Source organism: Snodgrassella gandavensis, from assembly GCF_914768025.1.
GTDB classification, from domain to species: Bacteria; Pseudomonadota; Gammaproteobacteria; order Burkholderiales; family Neisseriaceae; genus Snodgrassella; species Snodgrassella gandavensis.
The window spans coordinates 20,166-42,960 of record NZ_CAJZCE010000012.1; the positions used below are offsets into that span (position 1 = coordinate 20,166).

The 22,795-nt window shown below is 43.2% G+C and carries 17 protein-coding genes and 1 pseudogene; 11 read left to right on the forward strand and 7 right to left on the reverse strand.

Annotated features, from left to right (window positions below; all coding sequences use genetic code 11):
• Nucleotides 1-322: 322 nt before the first annotated feature.
• Both alaS and MJ764_RS08980 read left to right on the forward strand, forming a co-directional pair.
• On the forward strand, nucleotides 323-2,950 hold the full coding sequence (gene alaS / locus MJ764_RS08975) for an alanine--tRNA ligase (RefSeq protein WP_239326264.1): 2,628 nt from the start codon (nucleotides 323-325) through the stop codon (nucleotides 2,948-2,950).
• An 87-nt stretch (nucleotides 2,951-3,037) separates the two neighbouring features.
• Complete coding sequence (locus MJ764_RS08980; RefSeq protein ID WP_239326266.1) at nucleotides 3,038-3,655, forward strand: MlaC/ttg2D family ABC transporter substrate-binding protein; 618 nt, start codon at nucleotides 3,038-3,040, stop codon at nucleotides 3,653-3,655.
• 57 nt (nucleotides 3,656-3,712) lie between these two features.
• Here the strand turns inward: MJ764_RS08980 and MJ764_RS08985 are convergent, their stop codons facing one another.
• The 6 genes from MJ764_RS08985 to miaA form a co-directional block, all read right to left on the reverse strand.
• The gene (locus MJ764_RS08985) at nucleotides 3,713-3,964 is read right to left on the reverse strand and encodes a GlsB/YeaQ/YmgE family stress response membrane protein (protein ID WP_239326268.1); all 252 of its coding nucleotides are present in this window, start codon (nucleotides 3,962-3,964) and stop codon (nucleotides 3,713-3,715) included.
• Nucleotides 3,965-4,263: 299 nt separating this feature from the next.
• Nucleotides 4,264-5,679: an SMI1/KNR4 family protein gene (locus tag MJ764_RS08990; RefSeq protein ID WP_239326270.1), complete on the reverse strand. Its 1,416-nt coding sequence runs from the start codon at nucleotides 5,677-5,679 to the stop codon at nucleotides 4,264-4,266.
• Nucleotides 5,680-6,077: 398 nt separating this feature from the next.
• On the reverse strand, nucleotides 6,078-6,284 hold the full coding sequence (locus tag MJ764_RS08995) for a hypothetical protein (RefSeq protein WP_239326272.1): 207 nt from the start codon (nucleotides 6,282-6,284) through the stop codon (nucleotides 6,078-6,080).
• Between the two features lie 285 nt (nucleotides 6,285-6,569).
• Nucleotides 6,570-7,820 (reverse strand): serine hydroxymethyltransferase, encoded by a 1,251-nt coding sequence (gene glyA, locus MJ764_RS09000; protein WP_239326274.1) that lies wholly within the window; start codon nucleotides 7,818-7,820, stop codon nucleotides 6,570-6,572.
• A gap of 358 nt (nucleotides 7,821-8,178) precedes the next feature.
• Nucleotides 8,179-9,696: an acetyl-CoA hydrolase/transferase family protein gene (locus MJ764_RS09005; protein ID WP_239326276.1), complete on the reverse strand. Its 1,518-nt coding sequence runs from the start codon at nucleotides 9,694-9,696 to the stop codon at nucleotides 8,179-8,181.
• A 357-nt stretch (nucleotides 9,697-10,053) separates the two neighbouring features.
• Nucleotides 10,054-10,998 (reverse strand): tRNA (adenosine(37)-N6)-dimethylallyltransferase MiaA, encoded by a 945-nt coding sequence (miaA, locus tag MJ764_RS09010; protein WP_239326278.1) that lies wholly within the window; start codon nucleotides 10,996-10,998, stop codon nucleotides 10,054-10,056.
• Nucleotides 10,999-13,231: 2,233 nt separating this feature from the next.
• On the opposite strand from miaA, the gene MJ764_RS09015 reads away from it, so the two are divergent.
• The 6 genes and pseudogenes from MJ764_RS09015 to MJ764_RS09040 all read left to right on the forward strand — a co-directional run bounded on the left by MJ764_RS09015 (nucleotide 13,232) and on the right by MJ764_RS09040 (nucleotide 19,568).
• On the forward strand, nucleotides 13,232-14,122 hold the full coding sequence (locus MJ764_RS09015; protein ID WP_239326280.1) for an NAD(+) kinase: 891 nt from the start codon (nucleotides 13,232-13,234) through the stop codon (nucleotides 14,120-14,122).
• Nucleotides 14,123-14,376: 254 nt separating this feature from the next.
• Nucleotides 14,377-16,038 carry a DNA repair protein RecN gene (gene recN / locus MJ764_RS09020; RefSeq protein ID WP_239326282.1) on the forward strand — a complete coding sequence of 554 codons (1,662 nt, stop codon included), beginning with the start codon at nucleotides 14,377-14,379 and terminating at the stop codon, nucleotides 16,036-16,038.
• Between the two features lie 423 nt (nucleotides 16,039-16,461).
• Nucleotides 16,462-17,542: pseudogene (locus MJ764_RS09025) on the forward strand (RtcB family protein).
• A gap of 149 nt (nucleotides 17,543-17,691) precedes the next feature.
• Nucleotides 17,692-17,931: a sulfurtransferase TusA family protein gene (locus MJ764_RS09030; RefSeq protein WP_100114199.1), complete on the forward strand. Its 240-nt coding sequence runs from the start codon at nucleotides 17,692-17,694 to the stop codon at nucleotides 17,929-17,931.
• Nucleotides 17,932-18,078: 147 nt separating this feature from the next.
• Nucleotides 18,079-19,113 carry a dihydroorotase gene (gene pyrC, locus MJ764_RS09035; protein ID WP_239326284.1) on the forward strand — a complete coding sequence of 345 codons (1,035 nt, stop codon included), beginning with the start codon at nucleotides 18,079-18,081 and terminating at the stop codon, nucleotides 19,111-19,113.
• Nucleotides 19,114-19,121: 8 nt separating this feature from the next.
• On the forward strand, nucleotides 19,122-19,568 hold the full coding sequence (locus MJ764_RS09040; protein WP_239326286.1) for an acyl-CoA thioesterase: 447 nt from the start codon (nucleotides 19,122-19,124) through the stop codon (nucleotides 19,566-19,568).
• 56 nt (nucleotides 19,569-19,624) lie between these two features.
• On the opposite strand, the gene MJ764_RS09045 is transcribed toward MJ764_RS09040, so the two are convergent.
• A complete protein-coding gene (locus MJ764_RS09045) occupies nucleotides 19,625-19,846 on the reverse strand; it encodes an HP1242/YdcH family protein (protein ID WP_100090026.1) in 222 nt (73 codons plus the stop codon).
• Nucleotides 19,847-19,990: 144 nt separating this feature from the next.
• Here MJ764_RS09045 and MJ764_RS09050 point away from each other — a divergent pair, with 144 nt between their 5' ends.
• From MJ764_RS09050 to MJ764_RS09060, 3 genes are all read left to right on the forward strand, one after another.
• Nucleotides 19,991-20,581 (forward strand): LemA family protein, encoded by a 591-nt coding sequence (locus tag MJ764_RS09050; protein WP_239326288.1) that lies wholly within the window; start codon nucleotides 19,991-19,993, stop codon nucleotides 20,579-20,581.
• 404 nt (nucleotides 20,582-20,985) lie between these two features.
• A complete protein-coding gene (locus tag MJ764_RS09055) occupies nucleotides 20,986-21,387 on the forward strand; it encodes a DUF6911 family protein (RefSeq protein ID WP_420853946.1) in 402 nt (133 codons plus the stop codon).
• 508 nt (nucleotides 21,388-21,895) lie between these two features.
• Nucleotides 21,896-22,771 (forward strand): TPM domain-containing protein, encoded by an 876-nt coding sequence (locus MJ764_RS09060; RefSeq protein WP_239326292.1) that lies wholly within the window; start codon nucleotides 21,896-21,898, stop codon nucleotides 22,769-22,771.
• Nucleotides 22,772-22,795: the final 24 nt, after the last annotated feature.

Consider the following 22,795-nt stretch of genomic DNA (forward strand, 5'->3'; position numbering starts at 1 on the left):
TTTGTCCTTTTCAAAGATGCGCCAATTACAGGCTGGCATGGTTATATGTTACTACCGTCTTTGTAACTTCATTCTGCTTGCTTTGGGCTAACTATACCGTATTAAGGCAGCACTGTTGTTGGAATTGTCATTTTGGCATGGAATTTAGTCTGCTCAGGTAGGCTTATGCGTAAAACTGCGGTAAGATAAGCAGATGATTTTAACAAGGGTGATGGTTGGGATGGATTAACCAGTATCCTGTCTTTAGTATCCATATTCAGGCAGTCTGTGCTTATAACAGACTGCCTGAATACGATTAATTGCCCGTCTAATTGAAACTACCATGAAAACAGCAGAATTACGTTCTAAATTTCTTCAATTTTTTGCAAATAAGGGCCATCAGGTTGTGCCTTCTTCTTCGCTGGTACCGCCACAGGATGATAAAACCCTGTTGTTTACCAATGCGGGTATGAATCAGTTTAAAGATGTGTTTCTGGGGTTTGACAAGCGTCCGTACAGCCGCGCGACAACTGCGCAAAAATGTGTACGCGCTGGCGGTAAACACAATGATTTGGAAAATGTAGGTTATACCGCGCGCCACCATACCTTTTTTGAAATGCTGGGCAATTTCAGCTTTGGTGATTATTTTAAACGCGACGCCCTGCATTTCGCTTGGGAATTTCTCACCAGCAAAGACTGGCTGAATCTGCCGCAGGAAAAACTGCTGGCGACAGTGTATGCTGATGATGATGAAGCTTATGATATCTGGCTAAACGAGATTGGTTTGCCAGCAGAAAAGATTATCCGTATCGGCGACAACAAAGGTGCGCGCTATGCTTCGGATAATTTCTGGCAGATGGGTGATACCGGCCCCTGTGGCCCTTGTTCGGAAATTTTTTATGACCATGGCGAGCATATCTGGGGTGGCCCTCCGGGCAGCGCTGAGGAAGATGGTGACCGTTTCATCGAAATCTGGAACTGTGTATTCATGCAGTATAACCGTGATGAAAACGGAAATATGAATCCATTACCCAAACCTTCGGTTGATACAGGTATGGGGCTGGAACGGGTATCAGCAGTATTGCAGCAGGTACACAGTAATTATGAAATCGACCTGTTTGTGCATTTGCTTCATGCTGTGGCAAGGGTAGTAGGCATACCGTATAGTCAGGAAGTACCAAGCCTGAAAGTAATTGCCGACCATATTCGTTCCTGTGCCTTTTTAATTGCCGACGGTGTATTGCCTAGTAATGAAGGCCGTGGTTATGTGTTGCGGCGTATTATTCGCCGTGCCGTGCGCCATGGCTATAAACTGGGCTGTAAACAGGCGTTTTTCCATTTGCTGGTAGCTGATCTGGTGCAGGAAATGGGCGCTGCCTATCCTGAGCTGGTTGAAAAACAGGCGCAAATCAGTGATGTTCTGAAACAGGAAGAAAGCCGCTTTGCACAGACACTGGAAACAGGGATGGCTCTGCTGGAAAATGCCTTGCAGGACGATGTTCAGACACTGGCTGGTGAGGTGATTTTCAAGCTGTATGATACCTATGGTTTTCCATATGACTTAACTGCCGATATTGCACGTGAACGTAATATCAGTCTGGATGAAGCTGGTTTTGAACGCGAGATGGCAGCGCAACGCGCACGTGCCCGTGCTGCTCAGAATTTCAAGGCCAATACGCAGTTAGCCTATGAGGGCACTGATACAGAATTTATCGGCTATCATCAGCGCCAGAATGAAAGCAAAATTCTGGCATTGTATAAGGACGGTGAGGCTGTTGAACAACTGAATGCTGGTGAAACTGGTGCAGTCGTGATTGACTTTACCCCGTTTTATGCGGAATCCGGCGGTCAGACTGGTGATATGGGCTATATTTTTGCCGGTGAAAATCGTTTTCAGGTGGATGATACCCAAAAGATCAAGGCTAAGGTATTTGGTCAGTTTGGAGAAATGTTGTCTGGCAGCCTGAAAGTGGGTGATGCAGTTACAGCGCAGGTAGATAATGCGCTGCGGGAAGCCAGTATGCGTAACCACAGTGCTACCCATCTGATGCATCGTGCCTTGCGCGAAATACTGGGTACACATGTTGAGCAGAAAGGCTCACTGGTAAACGCGGAACGTACCCGTTTTGACTTCTCGCATTCGCAGCCGGTAACTGTTGCACAACTGGCCGAAGTTGAGCGCCGCGTTAATCAGGCCATTGTGGCCAATGTGGCTGTATGTGCGCAGCATATGAGTTTTGATGAGGCGATTGCAGCTGGTGCGATGGCACTATTCGGTGAAAAATACGGTGATGAAGTACGTGTTTTAAGCATGGGCGAGTTTTCCACCGAGCTGTGTGGTGGTACGCATGTTGCGCGTACGGGTGATATCGGGCTTTTCAAGATTGTATCGGAAAGTGGTATTGCCGCAGGGGTACGCCGTATTGAGGCGGTAACCGGATTAAATGCCCTACAGTTTGTGCAGCAGCAGGAAGAATTGCTCAAAGCCGCGGTGGCTGAAGTAAAAGCACAGACAGCCGAGGATTTGCTATCCAAGCTACAGGCCATGCATAATCAGAGCAAACAGTTGGAAAAAGGGTTAAGCGAAGCCAGAAGCGAGTTGGCCAGACAGGCAGGTAAGGCATTGCTGGCGCAGGCACAAACTGTGGGTACGGCGCGACTGGTACTCAGTCAGATTGATGCAGACAGTAATGCCCTGCGTGATATTGCTACTGATTTAACTGCTCAGGGTGACAATATTGTGGTGTTATTGGCAGCAGTAAATGATGGTAAAATCGCTATTACAGCCGGTGTATCGAAAGCACTTAGCAAAACAGTTAAAGCTGGTGAGCTGGTTAATTATGTTGCCAGTCAGGTGGGCGGTAAAGGCGGTGGTCGTCCTGATCTGGCGCAAGCAGGTGGTCAGGACATTGCCGCGCTGGCACCGGCTTTGGCTAGTGTCACGGATTGGTTGGCTGCTAAAGCAGTATAAAGTTTTTTGCAGATGAAAAATAGCAGGCGGTTTATGGATGATGAAGTACATAAGCCGCTTTTTTTGCTTATTAACAGGAGAATGAAAATGCAGAAGTATGTAAAAGCTTGTATGACTGCATGGGTGCTGATGTTTTCAGTATATACGTTTGCTGCAACGCAGGAACAGCTAGCACAACAACAATTACAGCAGAATGTGGATGCGGTACTGTCGGTAGTACGGGATAAAAGTCTGAATGAACAGCAACGAATCAGTCAGGTTGAGCGCTATGCAGACCAGTATCTGGATTATGAACGTATTTCCGCTTTAGCGGTGGGTTTGCCGTGGCGGCAGTTTACGGCACAGCAGCGGCAGGATTTCAGTGCGGCGTTTAAAAGTATGATTGTACGCATTTATGCACATTCGGCCTTGATGGGTGCCAACAATGCTACGGTAAAGGTATTACCGAAAGTAGTGAATCAGGGCAACAATAAGCTGGAAACGTTTACTGAGGTTGTTAGTGGCAGTGACAAACACTATATCGTTGGTTACCAGATGTATTACTCCGATGGAGTATTCAAGATTTACAATTTTCGTGTCAATGGTACCAGTCTGGTAACGGTATACCGCAATCAGTTTGACCAGTTAATCCAGCAGCAGGGCATAGATGCCACGATTGCTCAGTTGCGTGATAGAGGACTTGGCAAAATACAGCCTAAAAAATAGCGTTGCTTTTGTCTGAATAAAAAAATGGTGATGGACTTAAAATCCATCACCATTTTTTTATAGCTGTTGGTTTTTGATTTTGCCGTAAATAAACAAAATAATACAGGCAAAAACAATTGAAGCTATTAAACCGGCTTTTTCTCCAGCGTGATACCAGCCAAATGCCTGTCCTACATAGCCAGCGAGCAATGAGCCACCTATACCCAGCAAAGTGGTCACAATTAAGCCAAGCTGCTGCCTGCCGGGGTAAACCAGTTTGGCAATCAGGCCAATAATAAAACCAACTATAATTGTCCACAGTAAACCCATGTTTAACTCCTGAAAATAAGGAAGCTTTATCTTAATCCTGTGACAATAATAGGAGTGCAGCGCTGAGGTAAAAATATTATTAGTTAATGATTTTTTGGATAAATATATGTAATCAAAAAGTTATATTTACTCTTTGTCAGATGGGAATAATAGAAATGGATAGCTTCTGCTATTGAATCAATTGTCAATTCTCTGCAAAATTATCTTTATCAAACTAGATAAAGACAGCCGATTACAAAACCCATAATAACAAAACAATGAGTGATTAGTATGCTAGTAAAAGAGTAAGCATAAATGATTTATGATTTTTTCCAAAATTGAAACCATTTTTTTACTTTATAATTATCTGCATCAATGTTCAGGATGGTCTCATTTGTTAATTTAAAATGAATCAAACAATTATTTAGCTTATATAATAAATCGTTATATTTATCTTCTTCATCGATTTTCTTGGCAATAGCCTGATAGTATTTGAGTAATCTGCTGTCGACGATACCATTTAGTGCTGATAGTGCCGCACAGACGACTTGCTTATCTGAATCAGTAAGCCCGGCAATGAAATGGTTGATTATTGTTTTTTTAGTTTTATTGTTCAGGGAACCTAAGCCATAGAAAGCAATGGCACGTATTTCGTTGTCTGCATGTGCAGTATATGGCAGGATTATCTGACAATAATTGGTTGTACTTTCTTCCAGTATATGTACAAAGCACCTGAAAGCTTCAGCATCTTTAAATTGTGGGACAGACGTATGTAATATTTCTATCCACTCACTGATTTTTTTCTTACCATACCAGTACAGCAGCTTAATAACAAATTCTGGTTCAATATTAAAGTATTCATGGAGATAATTACTGGCTTTCGAATAAGAGAAATTAACCATAACCTGTAAACTGATGCGTTTTAAATCGGTATTATTCAGTTGATACTGCTTTTCCAGTATTTTGAATGTTTTTGATGAAATAGTGGATTTAAGCAATAACGCTTCCAAGCAGTAGTACTTATATTCTTTGCACTCAGATGCAAAATATTTTTCAAGTAATTGCTTTTCGGAACCAGCTACCGAATAGCCAAACCAGCCAGATTTCGGGTCTGATAACTTGCCTGAAATCACTTCATCCAGCCAGCGTTCATACCAGTCAAGAAAGTTAACTTCAAAAGTAAATGTTGGCAGTTGATGATCAAATGAGAGATTAACAACTTTGCCTGCGTGTTCGCCTTGCAAAATTATGCCATTTATATAAGCACATCCCTGACTGCCAATAAGTAAAATCCCTCCATATATTCTGGCCAGTTCTTCATCATACTCTTCCGTAGTTAAGTCATTATTCTTAATTACATTTAGCTGTTGCTGCCAATAGTCTTCCGGCATGAACGGATAAATGATACAGGCTCGTTGCCAACCATCGGGGCCATTAAAATCAGCCAGTTCATCAATACTTCTTTGTAGTGAGTAAATTCCATAAAAGGGACCCGCAGCATGAGAGTTAGCACTGCCGCCATTGCCTATTTGGGTAATAAAAGTTTTATAACATGGTGGTAATTGAAAACCATATTCTTGTTCAATAGCAGCAACCTGTTGTGGACTGATGGGTTTATTAAGCTGATATTTATGGGAGTCTGCACCAAAAACTTTAAATTTTTTATCTGCTTTTCTGGCCTGAATCAGTTTTGCCTTTATCCGTTTTACTTGTGATTTTAATTTTTCTTCTTCCATAGAAATATTGCCTGAATGATTCTGATATTAAAAATGGGAATATAATAAGACAGTATTTATTTATCTTCATATAATCTGAATGGTCATGAGGCAGGTAAGATTTTTATTGTTCTATTTTTCAATAATTAATATAAAAAAATGTTTAAAATAAACAATGGATTGTGGACTAAATTAATTATTTTTGAAGCTATCTGAGTGAAATGCAATATATGTGCTTTAGTGGTTATTCTGTCACATCAGTATTTCTCAATTATGGTAATAACAGTAAGGTTATATTTAATAAGCTAAGATTAGCAGTATAAAAATTTTAAGGTGAGTGGCAATAATAATTGCTGTCAGACTGAAAATTAAAAAAGCATAATTAGAAAATTATGCTTTTTGTCCCAACCGCCGGTTTATTAGTGATTACCAGCATAGGTATCTACAGTACGATATGGTGTATTTGCTGGGGTTGAATCAGAAACATGATTGTTCTGGCCGTTTTGAGCCGTAGCTTCGCTGAAATGGCGAATGTCACTTGTGTCATTGTTGCTATTAGCCAAGGCAAAACCTGCAGTCATTGTTAAAGAAGCAGCCAATAAAGAGGTAGAAACTAATTTTTTCATTTTGTTTCCTTTCATGTTTAATTATTAAAATGCATTAAATTTTTGAAAGCAGCTAATAACTTATTCTGCTTTTGCAATGTATACATATTAATACATTATCAGTATTTTGATAACGCTTGATTAGTTAAAGCTAGGTTTCCTGTGAGGAAATCTATTGTGATGTTTGTGTCAATAGAAAAACAGACTAAAACATTATTGAATCAATAATATATTAGTCTGTTATGAGTATAGATATTCTTTATGTGCTAATCAATAGCGGTAATATTAATAATTTAATATTGTTGCTTATTTGCCATATACGGGTAGTCGGGTGCAAATTTCCTGTATTTTTTTAGCTACTTCTGAAATCACCTGCTCATTGTCTGCATTGTCCAGCACATCAGCAATCAGATGTCCCAGTTCGCGAGTATCGGCTTCGGTGAACCCGCGGGTAGTAATAGCCGCGGTGCCCAAGCGAATACCTGAGGTAACAAATGGTTTTTCTGGGTCGTTGGGGATGGCGTTTTTGTTGACGGTAATATGCGCCTGTCCCAGAATGGCTTCAGCGGTTTTACCGGTAAGTTTTTTCGGCTGCAAGTCCACTAAAAATACATGGCTTTCAGTGCGGCCGGAAACAATACGTAAACCGCGCTCAATCAGAGTTTCAGCCAGTACTTTGGCGTTGGCCTTAATCTGGCGGGCATATTGTTTGAATTCAGGCTGTAATGCTTCTTTGAATGCTACTGCTTTGGCGGCAATCACATGCATCAGTGGCCCGCCCTGCAAGCAGGGGAAAATGGCTGAGTTCAGTGCTTTGGCATGTTCATCGCTACGGCACATAATTACGCCGCCACGGGGGCCTCGCAGGGTTTTATGGGTAGTGGTGGTGACAAAATCGGCAAAGGGTACAGGGTTCGGGTATTCGCCACCAGCTACCAATCCAGCATAGTGTGCCATATCCACAAACAGATAGGCGCCCACTTTATCTGCAATTGCGCGGAAGCGCGCCCAGTCTATTTCCAGTGCATAGGCAGAAGCACCAGCAACAATCATTTTCGGCTTGTGTTCCAGTGCCAGTTGTTCCACTTGGTTGTAGTCGAGGATTTCGTTTTCATCCAGACCATAGGTGATGGCGTTATACAGGCGGCCGGAGATATTCACATTGGCGCCATGAGTCAGATGGCCACCGTGAGCCAGTGACATGCCCAGAATGGTGTCACCCGGTTGCAGTACGCTGGCATACACTGCCTGATTGGCCTGAGAGCCGGAATGAGGCTGTACGTTAACATAGCTGGCGCCAAATAGTTCTTTCAGACGGTCAATGGCTAACTGCTCTACTTCATCTACATATTCACAGCCGCCATAATAACGTTTGCCCGGATAGCCTTCGGCATATTTATTGGTCAACTGGCTGCCCTGAGCTTCCATCACGGCACAGCTTACATAGTTTTCTGATGCAATAAGCTCCACATGATCTTGTTGGCGCTGGTCTTCACGGGCTATGGCAGAGGCCAGTTCCGGGTCAAATTTTTCGATGGTTAACGCTTTGGAAAACATGGCAGACGTTCCTTTATGAAGGTAAAGAAATAAAGAATTTGCTGAGTGCAGCAGAAAACATGAATCATATCTATTTTAACTGATAGTGATACGTATGTGGCTGAATTTGATAATGTGTCATGATGAAGCTAATTCATAAACACAGCCACATTTTCTGCCAGCTATGTGATAGCTGAAAACCGCGATGCAGTTTGGCATAACTGCTATTGACCTGTGGCTAAAACAAAATGGAGATGAGATGCAGGCGTGAAGCCGGTAAAATCAGTTGTATCTGTACCGGATATAAATGATTAAAAAGTAATAAAAAGAAAACAGCCCTGTTTAATAACAGGGCTGTCTGGTTATTATCCGGCTTGAATTACATTTTCATGGAACCGGTTTTCAGGAAGTGTTCGTGCCAGCTTAATGCTTCGGTCAGAATATGAGGAGTATGAATACCTTTTGCGGTTTTCAAGGCACGATCATAGTAATCATGCAACTGGTCACGATAAGCAGGATGGGCACATTTATCGATCACAACTTTGGCTCTTTGTCGTGGTGCCAGACCGCGCAAGTCAGCCAGACCCTGTTCGGTAACGATAATCTGAGTGTCGTGTTCGGTATGGTCAACATGCGATACCATCGGCACGATGCAGGAGATTTTGTCATCTTTAGCTGTAGATGGAGTAACAAAGAAGTTCAGGAAGCTGTTACGTGTAAAGTCGCCAGAACCACCGATACCATTCATCATGCTGGTGCCCATCACATGGGTAGAATTGATGTTGCCGTAGATATCAGCTTCAATCATCGAATTCATGGCAATAATACCCAGACGGCGTATTATTTCAGGATGATTAGAGATTTCCAGTGAACGGAGAATGATGCGTTCGCGATAAAAATCAATATTATCAACAAAATCCTGAAATGCTTTAGCTGAAAGAGAAATAGCTGTAGCAGAAGCAGTTACCATTTTACCTGCCCGCAATAAATCCAGCATGCCGTCCTGTAACACTTCAGTGTAACCATACAGATTTTCAAACGGACCAGTTAACAGACCCGCCAGAACGGCATTGGCTACATTACCTACACCAGACTGGATCGGTAACATTTCTTTAGGCAGACGACCCTGTTTAATTTCGTGTGATAAGAAATCAACGATATATTCGGCGATCTGTTTGGATTTGTCATCAGGTTCACTGAAAACGTTATCACGATCTGGTGCATTGGATTCAACAATGGCAACTACTTTGTTCAGATCAACTTTAAGATAAGGGGTGCCAATGCGGTCATCAGCACGATTGATGTTAATCGGAGAGCGATGTGGAGGAAGTGCATTGTTCTGATAAACATCATGCATACCTTCTACCTGAATAGGCATGCCCATGTTTACTTCCAGAATAACTTTATCCGCCATGTTCAGCCATGTCTGATTATTACCAATACCGGTAGAAGGAATCAGCATACCGTCTTCGGTAATAGCCACAACTTCGATAATAGCTACATCCATATGGCCTAGAAAACCGAACTCAGCCTGTTGTGCTACGTGTGACAGATGCATATCAATAAAATTAACATCACCATTGTTAATTTCTTGTCGCATAATGCGGTCACTGTTAAAAGGTAGACGCTGATTGATGGCGTGAGCTTCCGCCAGTGCGCCATCACATTCCGGTGCAGTTGATGCTCCTGTCCAGACATTAATTTTGTAAGGACGACCGGCATCATGTTCGGCGCGGGCTAAATCCGCAATAGCCTGTGGTAATACTTTCGGGTAGCAGGCACCAGTGAATCCGCTCATGCCAACATTGGCCTCATGATGGATCAGGGTGGCAGCCTGAGCAGCAGACATAAGACGGGAATGAAGTGAGGTATAACGAATGCGATCCTGTACGGACATCGTGTTTTCTCCTTAATTAAATCGAAAATGCCTGACCCTTGTCTAGCCAGAGTGAGGCGTAGCGAATAAATGTTTGTCTTTGTCGTTTATTCAATTTGGGATGAATGTAATGACATAATGACTGTAACAACGGACTGCATTTTACTGTAAATAATTGCTTTTTGCTGTTCTGTCGGTGGGTGAGTGAAGTGGAATGCTGTCCATACAGACAAACAATTACAGGTTAATAATCTATTAGTTTAATTAATACATCATGTTGTAAAAGAGTTAAGTTGCCAGACCATGGGACGTTTACATAATATTTTAATATTATTGCTTAGGCCATCATTGCCGAAATATTTTCTAAAATAAATAAGTTTAGGCAAAAAACTGCTGTATTAACTGCGCAGTTTGCTCATGCAGGCCAGCCGGATTAAACGGATCAAGCTGGTATTGAGGATTCAGTTTGCGCAGCCAAGTAAGCTGGCGCTTGGCTAGTTGCCGGGTGGCAACGATACCGCGTTCAACAAAGGTGTTGTAATCGGTTAAACCGTTGAGATAATCGAATGCCTGCCGATAGCCAACACAGCGAATCGAAGGCAGGTCGGAATGCAGGTCGGGGTATTGCAGACGCAGTGCTTCAACTTCTTCCACAAATCCTTGTGCCAGCATCGAATGAAAGCGGGTGGCAATCTGTATGCGCAGATGGGCACGATCGGTAGGAAACAGTGCCAGTGTGCATACATCCACTGGTGCCCGCTGGTTTTCCTGTCTGGCCAGATGGATACTCATGGGAATGCCGGTAATGTGATAGATTTCCAGAGCACGCTCAATGCGCTGGCTGTCGCCTGCGGATAGGCGTGCTGCCGTTACCGGGTCTACCTGTTGTAGCTGCGCATATAAATAACCCATACCATGTTGCTGTTTCAGTTTATCCAGTTCGGCACGGATTTGAGTATTGGCTTCGGGTAGGCTGTTCAGCCCCTGTGTAAGCGCATGGTAATACATCATGGTGCCGCCCACCAGTAAGGGCAGGTGGCCGCGGGCATGGATTTCTTCTACCAAACGCACACAGTCGCTGACAAACTGGGCTGCGCTGTAGCTTTCCAGTGGTGAAATAATATCGATCAGATGGTGGGGCACCGCCTGTAATTCTTCTGCACTAGGCTTGGCCGTACCGATATTCATGTCACGATATATCAGTGCAGAATCCAGACTGATGATTTCAATCGGGAATTGTTCAGCCAGACTCAGGGCAAGGCTGGTTTTGCCGGAGGCAGTAGGGCCAAGCAAGGCAAAAACTTTGGGCAGGGAAGTAGCCATGGCAGCAAATATATTTCTGAAACAGTTATTGTAGCGGTATCTGCTCAATTCAGCGACACATACAGTATAGGAAAATGTCGGGTTGTACACATTTCATTATAAAAAGACTCATAAGGCGTATTACCCGAAATCGCATTATGGAGTCTAACCCTATTGTAGTCGGGCAGGTTTGATGAATTTTTGGTTTTTTCGATGGTGATCACGTGTTTAATAAATCAATACTAGCGTTTCTCTTAATATTTACGTCTATTATCAGAGTAAATACCATTAATGATATGAGGGCACTGTGCTAGTACGTTGTTTTGTAGAAACTGAGCTGAGTTAACTGAGATTTATCTGGGTAAATGGCTTCGTATACCTTGCGCAAAAAAACATCAATCCTGCTCAATAAGTATTATCTGGGCTGTTGCTTTCCCCACTATTTAAGCCAAGGTAAACGCTTCAAATAATCAAAAAATATTCAATCTTTGGCGACATTTTATGATGAATAATTATCATAAATTATTATCTTATTGTGTTGATGAAAATATCATTGCTCTGGAAGAACCCATGACTCGAAATCATAATTAGAAAATGGGCTGCGATAGAAATCGCTTCTAATGCTGAGTACTCGACTCAAACGGATTGTCTAGAAAAACTGACCATTAATGGTGAGTATTTTGGTTTTATTCATACCGGGACTGCATTACAATTTAACCAAGTTTATCAACAAGCAATTGATTATCTGAGAAACAATAATATTAAAATTGATGAGAATCGGCCTAGATTAGAGATAATGCATCGTGATTATTTACCTGATAATCCATTAAGTAAAGAAGAATTTTGGATTCCCATTATTATGTAGCTAATAGAGAACTTTCTTGTTATGAATCGTGAAGATAATTTATTACATAGAATTCAAGTTGCCAATAATAATAAAAAATATCGGTAATTTGTTTTCCACTTGCGGGTGGTTGTGTCGCTAATTACAGTGATTGGAGCTGTCACAACACCATTATGCCTTAACCAAATTTCATTTTTTTCCATACATTCATTATTCTTATTCGGAAGATTGCTATTATTGGTGTTCTTTATATCACTCTCCGCGTTTTATCCATTATAGATTTATAGACTGCCACAATTTTAGTGTTACTTTCATTCCGATTTTGCAGAAGTTTGATATTTTCTTCTGTTGATAAAAGAGAATTTTGATAACCATCAAATTGTAAACTTAACTGTGAAAAACCGATGATAGCCGATGGATTAATCATCTCCGTACCAACAATGCGAACTCTGCCACTATTCGCTGCACATCTCTCAGGCAGGATAACACTCGAGAGAATAATCACAGTATAAACAAAATTTTTTAAGCATATTTCTCTCTGTCATTGTAGATAATTCAGTGTTGATGTGTGAATTCCCCCATTAAGACAGCCAATCAGCAATATTCTTGCAGCTAACATAATATACTTAATGGGTTAGCAACTTTACTTTTAACTCTTTTTTTATCAAACATCTCGTTGCATCAGCATGGCCAAAAATTATTTATATTTCCGTTTTGATTTTTAATGTGATCTTCGCCAAAGCATTAGACCATGTCGACTTTTATAAATTGCTTATTTTGGTAATATGGTTGCTGATATTGTTGTGCTGATATCCAATTATCAGCAGAATGCTGGCGAACACGATTGTAATAATTTCAATATATTTGAAGAGTGTTTTATTGACCTGCTGCTGTGCTGGGTAATAACAATAATGAGTAATACAGGTCTTGAGCGTGTGTAAACAGCTTTCAGCAACAGCATTGTTCCAACGATTTCCAGTTCGGCATATATTTGTTTAAGCCCATACTGTGACAATAATCATATAAAATCAGCACCAAATGTCCGTCTTGCGCGTTTTACTAGATTTATGATTTTTTCTTTTTTAGCGTTAAAGTTATCTTGCCCCTTAAAAAAGCTGTATGAATTTAGTGTAGCCATTCCAATATAGATAACAGTTTCTTTCTAACGATTTATCATCGGTAATCTGAGAAAAATAATTTTCTGAATAAGTAATAACTATATGATAAATGTTATTTTTTTGTGAGGAAGTTTCCTGCGAATGTTCAATTTGTCTCGTATCGATGAATTTTATATCTTGGGTGAAAGATTGCATAATACAAGTAAATTGAAGCATTAACCTTTATAATGACAGGACAAAAACCATTGTAGTTGTACTAGAGTGAGTTACTTAGTCAGGAACAAGCATTTTCATGAACAGCCAGTTTAACCATATCGGGATAGTGACACGGCCGCAAACGCCAATGATGAGTGCAGTATTGGATGAACTCATTGCTTTTTTATGCGATGAGGGTCTTTCTGTATATCTGGATAGTGAAGCACAGGCAGATAACCAGATTAATCCGCAACAGTTGCAACGTTGTCATGTCATCAGTAAGTGTGAAATGGGGCGGCGCTGCGATCTGGTAATGGTACTGGGTGGTGATGGAACTCTGCTGTCGGTTGCGCGCAAACTGGCGCCATACCGAGTACCGCTGATAGGCATTCATCAGGGACATCTGGGCTTTCTGACACAGGTACCCCGAGCACAAATGATAACCGAACTGTCCGGTATGCTTACCGGAAAATACTTGCCGGAAGAGCGCATCTTACTGGAAGCTACCGTAGTACGTGCCAGTGGGGAGGTTTATCATTCGCTGGCATTGAACGATGTGGTGCTCAGCCGTGGCGCACTGGGGCAGATGATTGAATTTGAAGTTTTTATCAATAAAGAATTTGTCTACACTCAGCGCTCAGATGGTTTGATTGTGTCTACTCCGACAGGCTCAACCGCATATGCACTGGCTGCTGGCGGTCCGATTCTGCAACCCACCTTGCGAGCCTTCAGTCTGGTGCCCATTTGCCCGCAGTCGATGTCGAATCGGCCGATCGCTGTCAGTGATACCAGTGAAATTGAAGTACTGATTACCAAAGGTAGTGATGCACGTGCCCATTTTGACGGGCAGGCATTTTTTGATTTGCATACTATGGATAAAATCCGTATCAATCGTTATCGTAATTCTCTCAGGATTCTCCATCCGGTTAATTATCAGTATTACAAAACCCTGCGCCAGAAACTGCATTGGGGAGACCAGCTAGTATAAGTATTTGGTAACAGGCACGAATAATATCTGTACCATCAGAGATCAATCTGTCTTGGTGGGATTTTGTGACCGGTTTTGTGTATCAAACAGGAAAGACCATCTCCGCAATTTTGAAAAAATTGTGGCAAAAAATTAATAAAACCGAAATATATTATGAGTAATTTTAGTTTTTTCTAAAAAATAGTTTCCTGTTTTCCTAAAAAATACTAAAATTAGGCATAAATCATTAATGCTTTCTTTAAGAAAGGCTGTTTATGCTTCTGGCGTTATCTTTGCGTGACTTTGTGATAGTCGATGAACTGAATCTGAGTTTTCAAGGCGGGTTTACCGTACTGACAGGTGAAACTGGTGCAGGCAAATCGATTACACTGGATGCTTTAGGCCTGTTGCTGGGCGATAAGGCTGATTACGGACAGATTCGCCATGGTGCCAAGGAAGCGCAGTTATCCGCATTGTTTGATGTTGGTGATGTGCCGCAGGCATGTGCGCTATTACAGGAACAAGGGTTACTGGATGAACACGAAACGCAGTTGAGTATTCGACGCATAATTGATGTGAAAGGCAAAAGTCGCAGCTTCATCAATAATCAGACAGTTACGCTTGGCCAGTTGCGCCAGATTGGCGAATTACTGATTGATATTCATGGTCAGAACGCCCATCACTCTTTAAACAGTGAAGCAGCACAACGTGTCTTACTGGATGCTTTTGCTGGTGCGGATAAGGAAGTTGCGCGGGTACGCGAGGCCTATCAGCGCTGGCATGATGCAGAACGTGAGCTGGAAAAAGCACAAACTCAGGCCGAAAGCCTGAATATTGAACGAGAACGGTTACAATGGCGCTTTGATGAACTCAGTGCATTGAATCTTCAAGAAAATGAATGGGAAAATCTCAGCCGGAGTTATGACGCACTGGTGCATGCGGCAGATATCCTGCAAACAGCAGCCAGTGTGGAAGAGATACTTAATGGTGATGATGGCCTGCAAAGCCGTCTGTATCACTGCCGGCAGCAACTGGCTGTACTGACCAAAGCTGCGCCGGCCTTTGCCGACAGTGTAACATTGCTGGAATCAGTAGAAGCTGAGCTGGGGGAAGTCAGTGCTTATCTGCGCGACGCCAGTGCCAGTGTTGAAACCGATGAGAATCTGCTGGCACAACAGGAACAGCGGATGCAGGAATTAATGAGCATGGCACGCAAATATCGGCTGGAACCACCACAACTGCCTACAGAGCTGGCCAAGGTTGAAGCCGCTTTGAATGAACTGGAAGCATCTGCCGATATTGACGCATTACATGCACGGGTAGCTGAGCGCAAAAATGAATACATGCAGGCAGCCCAGCAGTTATCGGCCAAGCGTCATCAGGCGGCCAAAAAGCTGGCGAAGCAAACCACTGCCCACATGCAGAATCTGGCCATGCAGGGTGCCCGCTTTCATATTGAGCTCTTAAGCGCCTCACCGTCTTTGCATGGTCTGGAACAGATACAGTATCAAGTGGCGGCTAATCAGGGCACACCTTTACGCGCTATGAGCAAAGTGGCTTCCGGCGGTGAACTGGCACGTATCAGTCTGGCGCTGCAAATGGTTACCAGCCAGTACAATGCAGTACCCACGCTGATTTTTGATGAAGTTGATACCGGCATTGGTGGTGCTGTGGCCGATGTTGTCGGCCGCGCCTTACGCAGTCTGGGACAAAACCGTCAGGTACTGGCCGTAACTCATCTACCACAGGTAGCCGCCTGCGGCCAGCAGCACTGGCAGGTACGCAAGCACAGCAGCAAAGGGCAGACAGTCAGCGAGATAAAAGTTCTAACATCTGCTGGCCGTGTGGATGAGATTGCGCGTATGCTTGGCGGTGAAACCATTACCGATACCACGCGTAATCATGCTAGTGAAATGCTGGCGCTGGCACAAAATTGAAGCGGTTATGCTGGCATTACCAGATAACTCTAATAGTCTGGCTATGGGCTTTAAAGGCACTGCTTCAGCAGGCACGCTATTCAATCTGGCCGATACCAATCATTAAATAATCGAGTTTAATTAAACTATGATTGGTGCATATCATGACTGTTTGGTTAATAGTGCTGGCACGTTTTACCAATTTAACCATACTTCAGAAAATATGCTATATGTTTGTGAAGAATTGGCAGCCAGCCTGTATTAATCTGATTAATGAAAATAAAGCAGTAACAAGGGGACAAAATGACAACATATAATCTACTGCAAGCGGAACAAGCCAAACCAATTAAAATGTGGACCCAAGGGGTACCGGTAGATGAAAAAGCCAAAGCGCAACTGATTAAAACCGCACAACTTCCGTTTATTTTCCAGCATATTGCGGTTATGCCTGATGTACATGTGGGGAAAGGTTCCACAATTGGCAGCGTTATCCCAACACTGGGAGCAATAATTCCGGCCGCAGTGGGCGTGGATATCGGTTGCGGCATGATGGCAGTGCAGACTTCACTGATGGCGGTTGATTTACCGGATAATTTGCTGGCGCTGCGGCAGGAAATCGAAAAAGCAGTACCACACGGGCTAACACCCAGACATCGCGGCCGCGATCAGGGTAGCTGGCAGAATCCGCCCTCAGTGGTTGAGCAGTACTGGCAGCAACTGCTGCCGGGATTTGAACAGCTCACCGCCAAATATCCGCGATTTCTCAATACTAATAACTATCGCCATCTGGGCACGCTCGGTACCGGTAATCACTTTATTGAAATCTGTCTGGATGAAGCCGAGCGGGTGTGGATAATGCTGCATAGTGGTTCACGTGGCATTGGTAATGCCATTGGAACTTTTTTCATCGAACTGGCGAAAAAGGATATGCAGGTGCATATCCAGAATCTGCCGGATGAAAATCTGGCTTATCTGCGTGAAGGCACTGAACACTTTGAAGATTATGTTTCAGCCGTACACTGGGCACAAGAGTTTGCGCGCTTAAACCGCGAAACTATGATGCATAATGTGATTGCGGCGTTACGTAAGGTAATCAGCAAGCCCTTTAACACGCATCTGGCCGCAGTGAACTGTCATCATAATTATGTGCAGAAAGAGCAGCATTTTGGCGCAGAGGTTTTTATTACCCGCAAGGGCGCGGTTTCAGCACGAACAGGCGAGCTGGGCATTATTCCCGGCTCGATGGGGGGCGCAGAGTTATATTGTCAGAGGTTTAGGCAATGCAGACAGTTTCTGTTCCTGCTCGCATGGTGCAGGAAGAGTGATGAGCCGCACCGCAGCCAAAAAACAATTTAGTATTGCTGATCAGATTCAGGCCACTGCACATGTGGAGTGTCGCAAGGATGCCGGTGTGATTGATGAAATTCCGATGGCCTATAAGGATATTGATGCTGTCATGACGGCACAGAATGAGCTGGTAGAGATTGTCCACCGCTTGCGGCAGGTGGTGTGTGTGAAAGGCTAGCGTAATGTTATCCAGCCAGAGCAGTATCTGGCAGATGCGATGTTGTAATGAGTATTGGAGTGGATGAGGCAGTTTCGCGCAGAGAATGTTTGGTCTCTTGCATGCACGTTGTATAATCATATTTTACAATAATCCGTGATGGGCTATTTATGAGCGAACCACATAGTGATGCTACTCTGGATGTTATCGGCCTGAATTGCCCCATGCCGATTCTGCGTGCCAAAAAAGCGCTGGCTGCGCTGGATGCTGGGCAGGTATTGCAGGTACTGGCAACAGATAAAAGTGCGCCAGATGATTTTGCCGCTTTCTGCCGCCAGACCGGGCATGAATTGCTGCATCTGCAAAACAGGGATGACGATGTAATCATAATGTGGGTAAAACACCGTTAAAGCCAGACTGGCTGTGATTTAATACCATTATCCACAACATCTTTTTAGTTGCTATGTCGGTTCTGGATATAGGAACGACGGTAGAGTAGTACCTTAATCAATTGTCTTTTTAAGCAGTATAATAGCCTGTTAATGAAACGGATACAGATGCAGACTCTCACCATAACCCGACCCGATGACTGGCATCTTCATGTACGTGATGGTGCAGCTTTAAAAGCAGTAGTGCCATTCAGTGCACGACAGATGGGGCGCGCCGTGATTATGCCTAATCTGAAGCCACCGGTAACCACCGTTGCAGCTGCAATGGCCTATCGTGAGCGTATTCTGGCGGCAGTGCCGGCTGATAGCCATTTTCAGCCACTGATGACTTTATACCTGACCAACCAGACCACACCGGCACTTATCCGCGAAGCCAAAGCAGCAGGTATCATTGCGTGCAAGCTGTACCCTGCTGGTGCGACAACTAATTCTGCGGCAGGGGTAAGTGACTTATGGGCTTTATTACCCGTACTGGAAACCATGGCCGAAGTAGGCTTGCCACTACTGGTACATGGCGAGGTAACCAAAAGCGAAATCGATATCTTTGACCGTGAGGCGGTATTTATTGATGAGTTGTTGCAACCATTGTTGCAGCGTCTGCCTAGCCTGAAACTGGTGTTTGAGCATATTACTACCGCAGAAGCAGCGCGGCTGGTGGCTGAAACGAGTGATAATGTGGCTGCTACGGTAACACCACAGCATTTACTTTATAACCGCAATGCCTTACTGGTGGGCGGAATGCAGCCGCACCATTACTGTTTGCCGGTACTTAAGCGTGAAAACCATCGACAGGCTCTGTTACAGGCTGTTAGTGGTGCGCAGTCACATAAATTTTTTCTGGGCACGGATAGTGCTCCTCATGCACAGGCCAGTAAAGAATGTGCCTGTGGCTGTGCAGGCATCTTTAGTGCTTTTGCGGCTATTGAGTTGTATGCAGAGGCATTTGAAGAAGCCGGCGCACTGGATAAATTACAGGCTTTTGCCGCTGAAAACGGCCCGCGTTTTTATGGTCTGGCTCCGAATACGGATACAATCACACTGGTAAAACGCACTCGGACAGTACCGCCATACTTTCCATATGGTCATGAGCACCTGATACCATTACGTGCAAATGGCACCATTGGCTGGACTGTAGTGGAATAATTCAACATATGCAGGATTCACACACAAAAATAAATCAGTTGCCGCTACAGGGGCATCAGACTGAAATTCGGGTACGTGGTTTTCATCTGGATGGGTATCGGCATGTTAACAATGCGCGCTATCTGGAATTTCTGGAAGAGGCACGCTGGCACTATTTTGATGAAGCCGGTTTAACACCGCTGTTTACTGCTGCCGGCTGTGGGATGGCAGTGATTAATATCAATATCAGTTACCGGCGCAGCGCCGGTTTTGGTGATGATTTGCTGATTACTACCGCTTTTAGCCGAGTGCAGCCGCGTAAAGTGGAAGTTAGCCAGATTATCACGCTGAAAAATACTGGCCAGACAGTAGTACAGGCACAGGTTGCATTTGTGGCTTTCGACCAGCAAAGCAATAAGGCAGTTTCTTTTCCTGCCGTTATACTGCAGCGGTTTAATGCTCTATTGCAGAAATAGTTAAGCCAGTAAAAAACCCTGCCAGAAGCAGGGCTTTTTACTGGCTTAACTATATATCAGGCTTTACCGTCTGCTTCACGCAGCATGGCATAAATCTCGTCTTTCAGCCGTAATTTTTCCCGTTTCAGCTCGTCTAGGTTATCCAGACCACTGGTAACAGGATTATTAGTCAGACCAGTAATTTTGTCATCCAGTCGGTTGTGTTCTTCAAATATATTGGCAAAATGATTATTTTCCGCCTTTAATTTGGTAATCAGGTCGCGATATTCTGGAAACATATAACATCCTTTACAGTTTGGTTGAAATGATTTTTATTATTTTGCATTAATTATAGCTTAAGGTATATAAGATTGCGCTAATTATGACGTAAAAAGTCACGATAACATGTTAAAATGACACAATAATACCCACGGGAGTTTACAATGTACAAACGGTTAATGGGCTGGCTAAGCATATTTATTCTGGCCTCGAGCCTGAGTGGCTGTGGCTATAATACGATGCAGTCACAGGATGAGGCCGCTAATGCGGCGTGGTCGGAAGTTCTGAATCAGTATCAGCGTCGTGCCGATTTGGTGCCTAATCTGGTGAATACGGTTAAGGGCTATGCCAAACATGAACAGCAGGTTTTAACTGAGGTAACCAATGCTCGTTCACGGGTTGGCAGTTTGAACATGACCAGCAGCGATGCAGATGATCCAGCGAAAATGCACCAGTTTTCACAGGCTCAAGGTAATTTAAGTAGTGCCTTAAGCCGTTTGCTGGTGGTAAGTGAAAATTATCCCGACCTGAAAGCCGACCAGAGCTTCCGTGATTTGCAGGCACAGCTTGAAGGTACGGAAAATCGCATCGCGCTGGCGCGTAACCGCTATATTCAAACGGTGCAGGTATATAACACTACATTGCGCTCTTTCCCGAATAATATCACTGCCAAAATTTTCGGTATGCATGTGCGGCCAAACTTTGTACCGGAAAATGAAGCTGCTGTGAAACAGGCGCCACAGGTAGAATTCTAGTTTTGCTATCTGCCTGATTGTTCATTTCAATACCAAACAGCCAGTTTGTATAAACTGGCTGTTTCTCTGTCAAATCATCACAAAACCGGCTTTTCGTGTGCAGTAAAGCAGACTTGTATCAGTTCGGTAGCATTCAATCTTGCATATTCAGGCAAAATTTTGGTTGTTGCGAAATATAATTCAGTTGCGCTATTAACTGTCTGGTTATGGTGTCATTAAATTTCTGGCTATGCATATGATGAGCTATTTATAATGATGCCTGTCGGTTTGATAACAGCCAGTTGTTTCAATATTAATCCACATATTTTTAGAATAAATAACGGTGAAAAACAATGTATGTATATAGATTGTATGGATTTTATTTTGACAGGAAACGAAAAGGCTGGTTGGATTTTTTCAGACGAATGGATAAAGTTTATCTCCCCCGAATTGAAAACCCTACTGTGGAGCAGATGCAACAATACCTTGAAATTTTGAGAACCAATAATGGCTTTCTGAGTCTGTGGAAGCAGTCGAAAAGTAAACCAACTTCACTTGGTATGGAAATAACTTTGTATTCTGATAATCATGAGACTGATATTCAGACTTATATGGTATTACTGGGTGAAGAAACTGAAGAGGATTATGAAGTCAGAACATTTTATAATCCTGCGGCACCTAACAATCCTGAGGCACCCCGAGGAATGACTTATATGCTTGGGGATTGTTATGCAGCTAGCTCTACTGTTCGGAATTTTGCTATGGTTATCCATGTATTTACAGAATTTTTAACCACTGGCGATGTGAGTAGGAATTTACTTAATTAAAAGTTAAATCTTATTGATACGTCAGAAATGTCTTGTAGCTGCATCTGTTTGTTAGCCAGTAAGCGCCACCCGCTGGTATATGCTCAACAGTAGATGAATGATAATGCTATAGTTAGCTTCAAGATAAATAATAGCAGCAGTAGTATTAACGTCTTTATCTACATCAGTATTTTTACCGGTATTTCTGTATAACTAAATAGTTGCTATCGGGTAAAGCTATCTAAAATTGAATTAAATTATGTATTTTACGTAATTCGGTTGCAAATACCGCTGCTCTATTTTTATGGCAAAATTGTTCTGATATACAAGATGCATTGCTTACCAGAGCATAAACCAGCCATGTATGAATGTAAGCAGACGGTCTGAATACTCAGGTATTGTTTGCTGATTTCTGTTTAACTTGTGCTATCGCTGGTTTAGTGGCCACAATATGGCACAAATATTTGTTTACAGCCAGAAACTGTCTAGCTGGCGTGAATTTTGCATGCACAGCAACAAGGTGAAAATCATGAATACAATCCGCTTATCTGCCCGCAATTTATTGTTATTGCTTCTGGGCTGTTGCTTTGCCTTGCTGGCACCGGCTGCTGAAAATCTAGCACCAGTACCGGCCTTGACTGCTCCGGTAATGGATACCGCCAATATGTTACAGCCAGACACTCGTGAAGAGTTAAACGGGCAATTACGGGCATTCAGTCGCGAGCGGGGTAGTCAGATTGTGATATTAACCGTACCAACCATCACACCGGAAACACCGTTTGATTACGCTACTCGAGTGATGAATTCTTGGAAACCCGGGCGCAAGGGAATTGATGATGGTGTACTGTTGTTGCTGGTGCGTGATGAGCACAAAACATTTCTGGCTCCCGGGCGCGGGCTGGAGGGTGCTATTCCTGATGTCTATGCTAAACGTATATTAGATGATGTGCTGCGTCCGCAGTTACGCGCGAATAATGCAGATGGTGGTGTGCGACAGGCGGTGGATTTACTGGAAAAACTGATTAAAGGTGAGAAGCTGCCAGCAGTGCAGCAGCCAGAGCTTCAGCAAACAAACAGTTTTACCGCTATGTTAATAGAAGCGATGTTTTTGGTATTCATAGCGGGTGCATTTTTAAAAAATATATTTGGTAATACACTGGGCAGTGCAATCGTTGCTTTTCTAGTGTTAACGTTAGGCTGGTACATTGGTTGGAATCTGTTGATAACAATAATCATTGCTATTGTGTCATTTATAGTGACCTTTATTTTTGCCGGAAATGTGTTTATTGGTGGCTACAATAATAATGGAAACGATGATTTTTGGGGGCGAGGCGGTGGTTCCGGTGGTGGCTTTAGTGGCGGGGGCGGGGGCTATGGTGGCGGAGGAGCCTCCGGCAACTGGTAATTTTTGGATAAGATAAATCAGGCT

What these genes read in the sequence shown, in the direction of transcription:
- alaS (WP_239326264.1), top strand. Translation starts at nt 323, where the DNA reads ATGAAAACAGCAGAATTACGTTCTAAATTTCTTCAATTTTTTGCAAAT.
- MJ764_RS08980 (WP_239326266.1), top strand. Translation starts at nt 3,038, where the DNA reads ATGCAGAAGTATGTAAAAGCTTGTATGACTGCATGGGTGCTGATGTTT.
- MJ764_RS08985 (WP_239326268.1), bottom strand. Translation starts at nt 3,964, where the DNA reads ATGGGTTTACTGTGGACAATTATAGTTGGTTTTATTATTGGCCTGATT.
- MJ764_RS08990 (WP_239326270.1), bottom strand. Translation starts at nt 5,679, where the DNA reads ATGGAAGAAGAAAAATTAAAATCACAAGTAAAACGGATAAAGGCAAAA.
- MJ764_RS08995 (WP_239326272.1), bottom strand. Translation starts at nt 6,284, where the DNA reads ATGAAAAAATTAGTTTCTACCTCTTTATTGGCTGCTTCTTTAACAATG.
- glyA (WP_239326274.1), bottom strand. Translation starts at nt 7,820, where the DNA reads ATGTTTTCCAAAGCGTTAACCATCGAAAAATTTGACCCGGAACTGGCC.
- MJ764_RS09005 (WP_239326276.1), bottom strand. Translation starts at nt 9,696, where the DNA reads ATGTCCGTACAGGATCGCATTCGTTATACCTCACTTCATTCCCGTCTT.
- miaA (WP_239326278.1), bottom strand. Translation starts at nt 10,998, where the DNA reads ATGGCTACTTCCCTGCCCAAAGTTTTTGCCTTGCTTGGCCCTACTGCC.
- MJ764_RS09015 (WP_239326280.1), top strand. Translation starts at nt 13,232, where the DNA reads ATGAACAGCCAGTTTAACCATATCGGGATAGTGACACGGCCGCAAACG.
- recN (WP_239326282.1), top strand. Translation starts at nt 14,377, where the DNA reads ATGCTTCTGGCGTTATCTTTGCGTGACTTTGTGATAGTCGATGAACTG.
- MJ764_RS09030 (WP_100114199.1), top strand. Translation starts at nt 17,692, where the DNA reads ATGAGCGAACCACATAGTGATGCTACTCTGGATGTTATCGGCCTGAAT.
- pyrC (WP_239326284.1), top strand. Translation starts at nt 18,079, where the DNA reads ATGCAGACTCTCACCATAACCCGACCCGATGACTGGCATCTTCATGTA.
- MJ764_RS09040 (WP_239326286.1), top strand. Translation starts at nt 19,122, where the DNA reads ATGCAGGATTCACACACAAAAATAAATCAGTTGCCGCTACAGGGGCAT.
- MJ764_RS09045 (WP_100090026.1), bottom strand. Translation starts at nt 19,846, where the DNA reads ATGTTTCCAGAATATCGCGACCTGATTACCAAATTAAAGGCGGAAAAT.
- MJ764_RS09050 (WP_239326288.1), top strand. Translation starts at nt 19,991, where the DNA reads ATGTACAAACGGTTAATGGGCTGGCTAAGCATATTTATTCTGGCCTCG.
- MJ764_RS09055 (WP_420853946.1), top strand. Translation starts at nt 20,986, where the DNA reads ATGGATAAAGTTTATCTCCCCCGAATTGAAAACCCTACTGTGGAGCAG.
- MJ764_RS09060 (WP_239326292.1), top strand. Translation starts at nt 21,896, where the DNA reads ATGAATACAATCCGCTTATCTGCCCGCAATTTATTGTTATTGCTTCTG.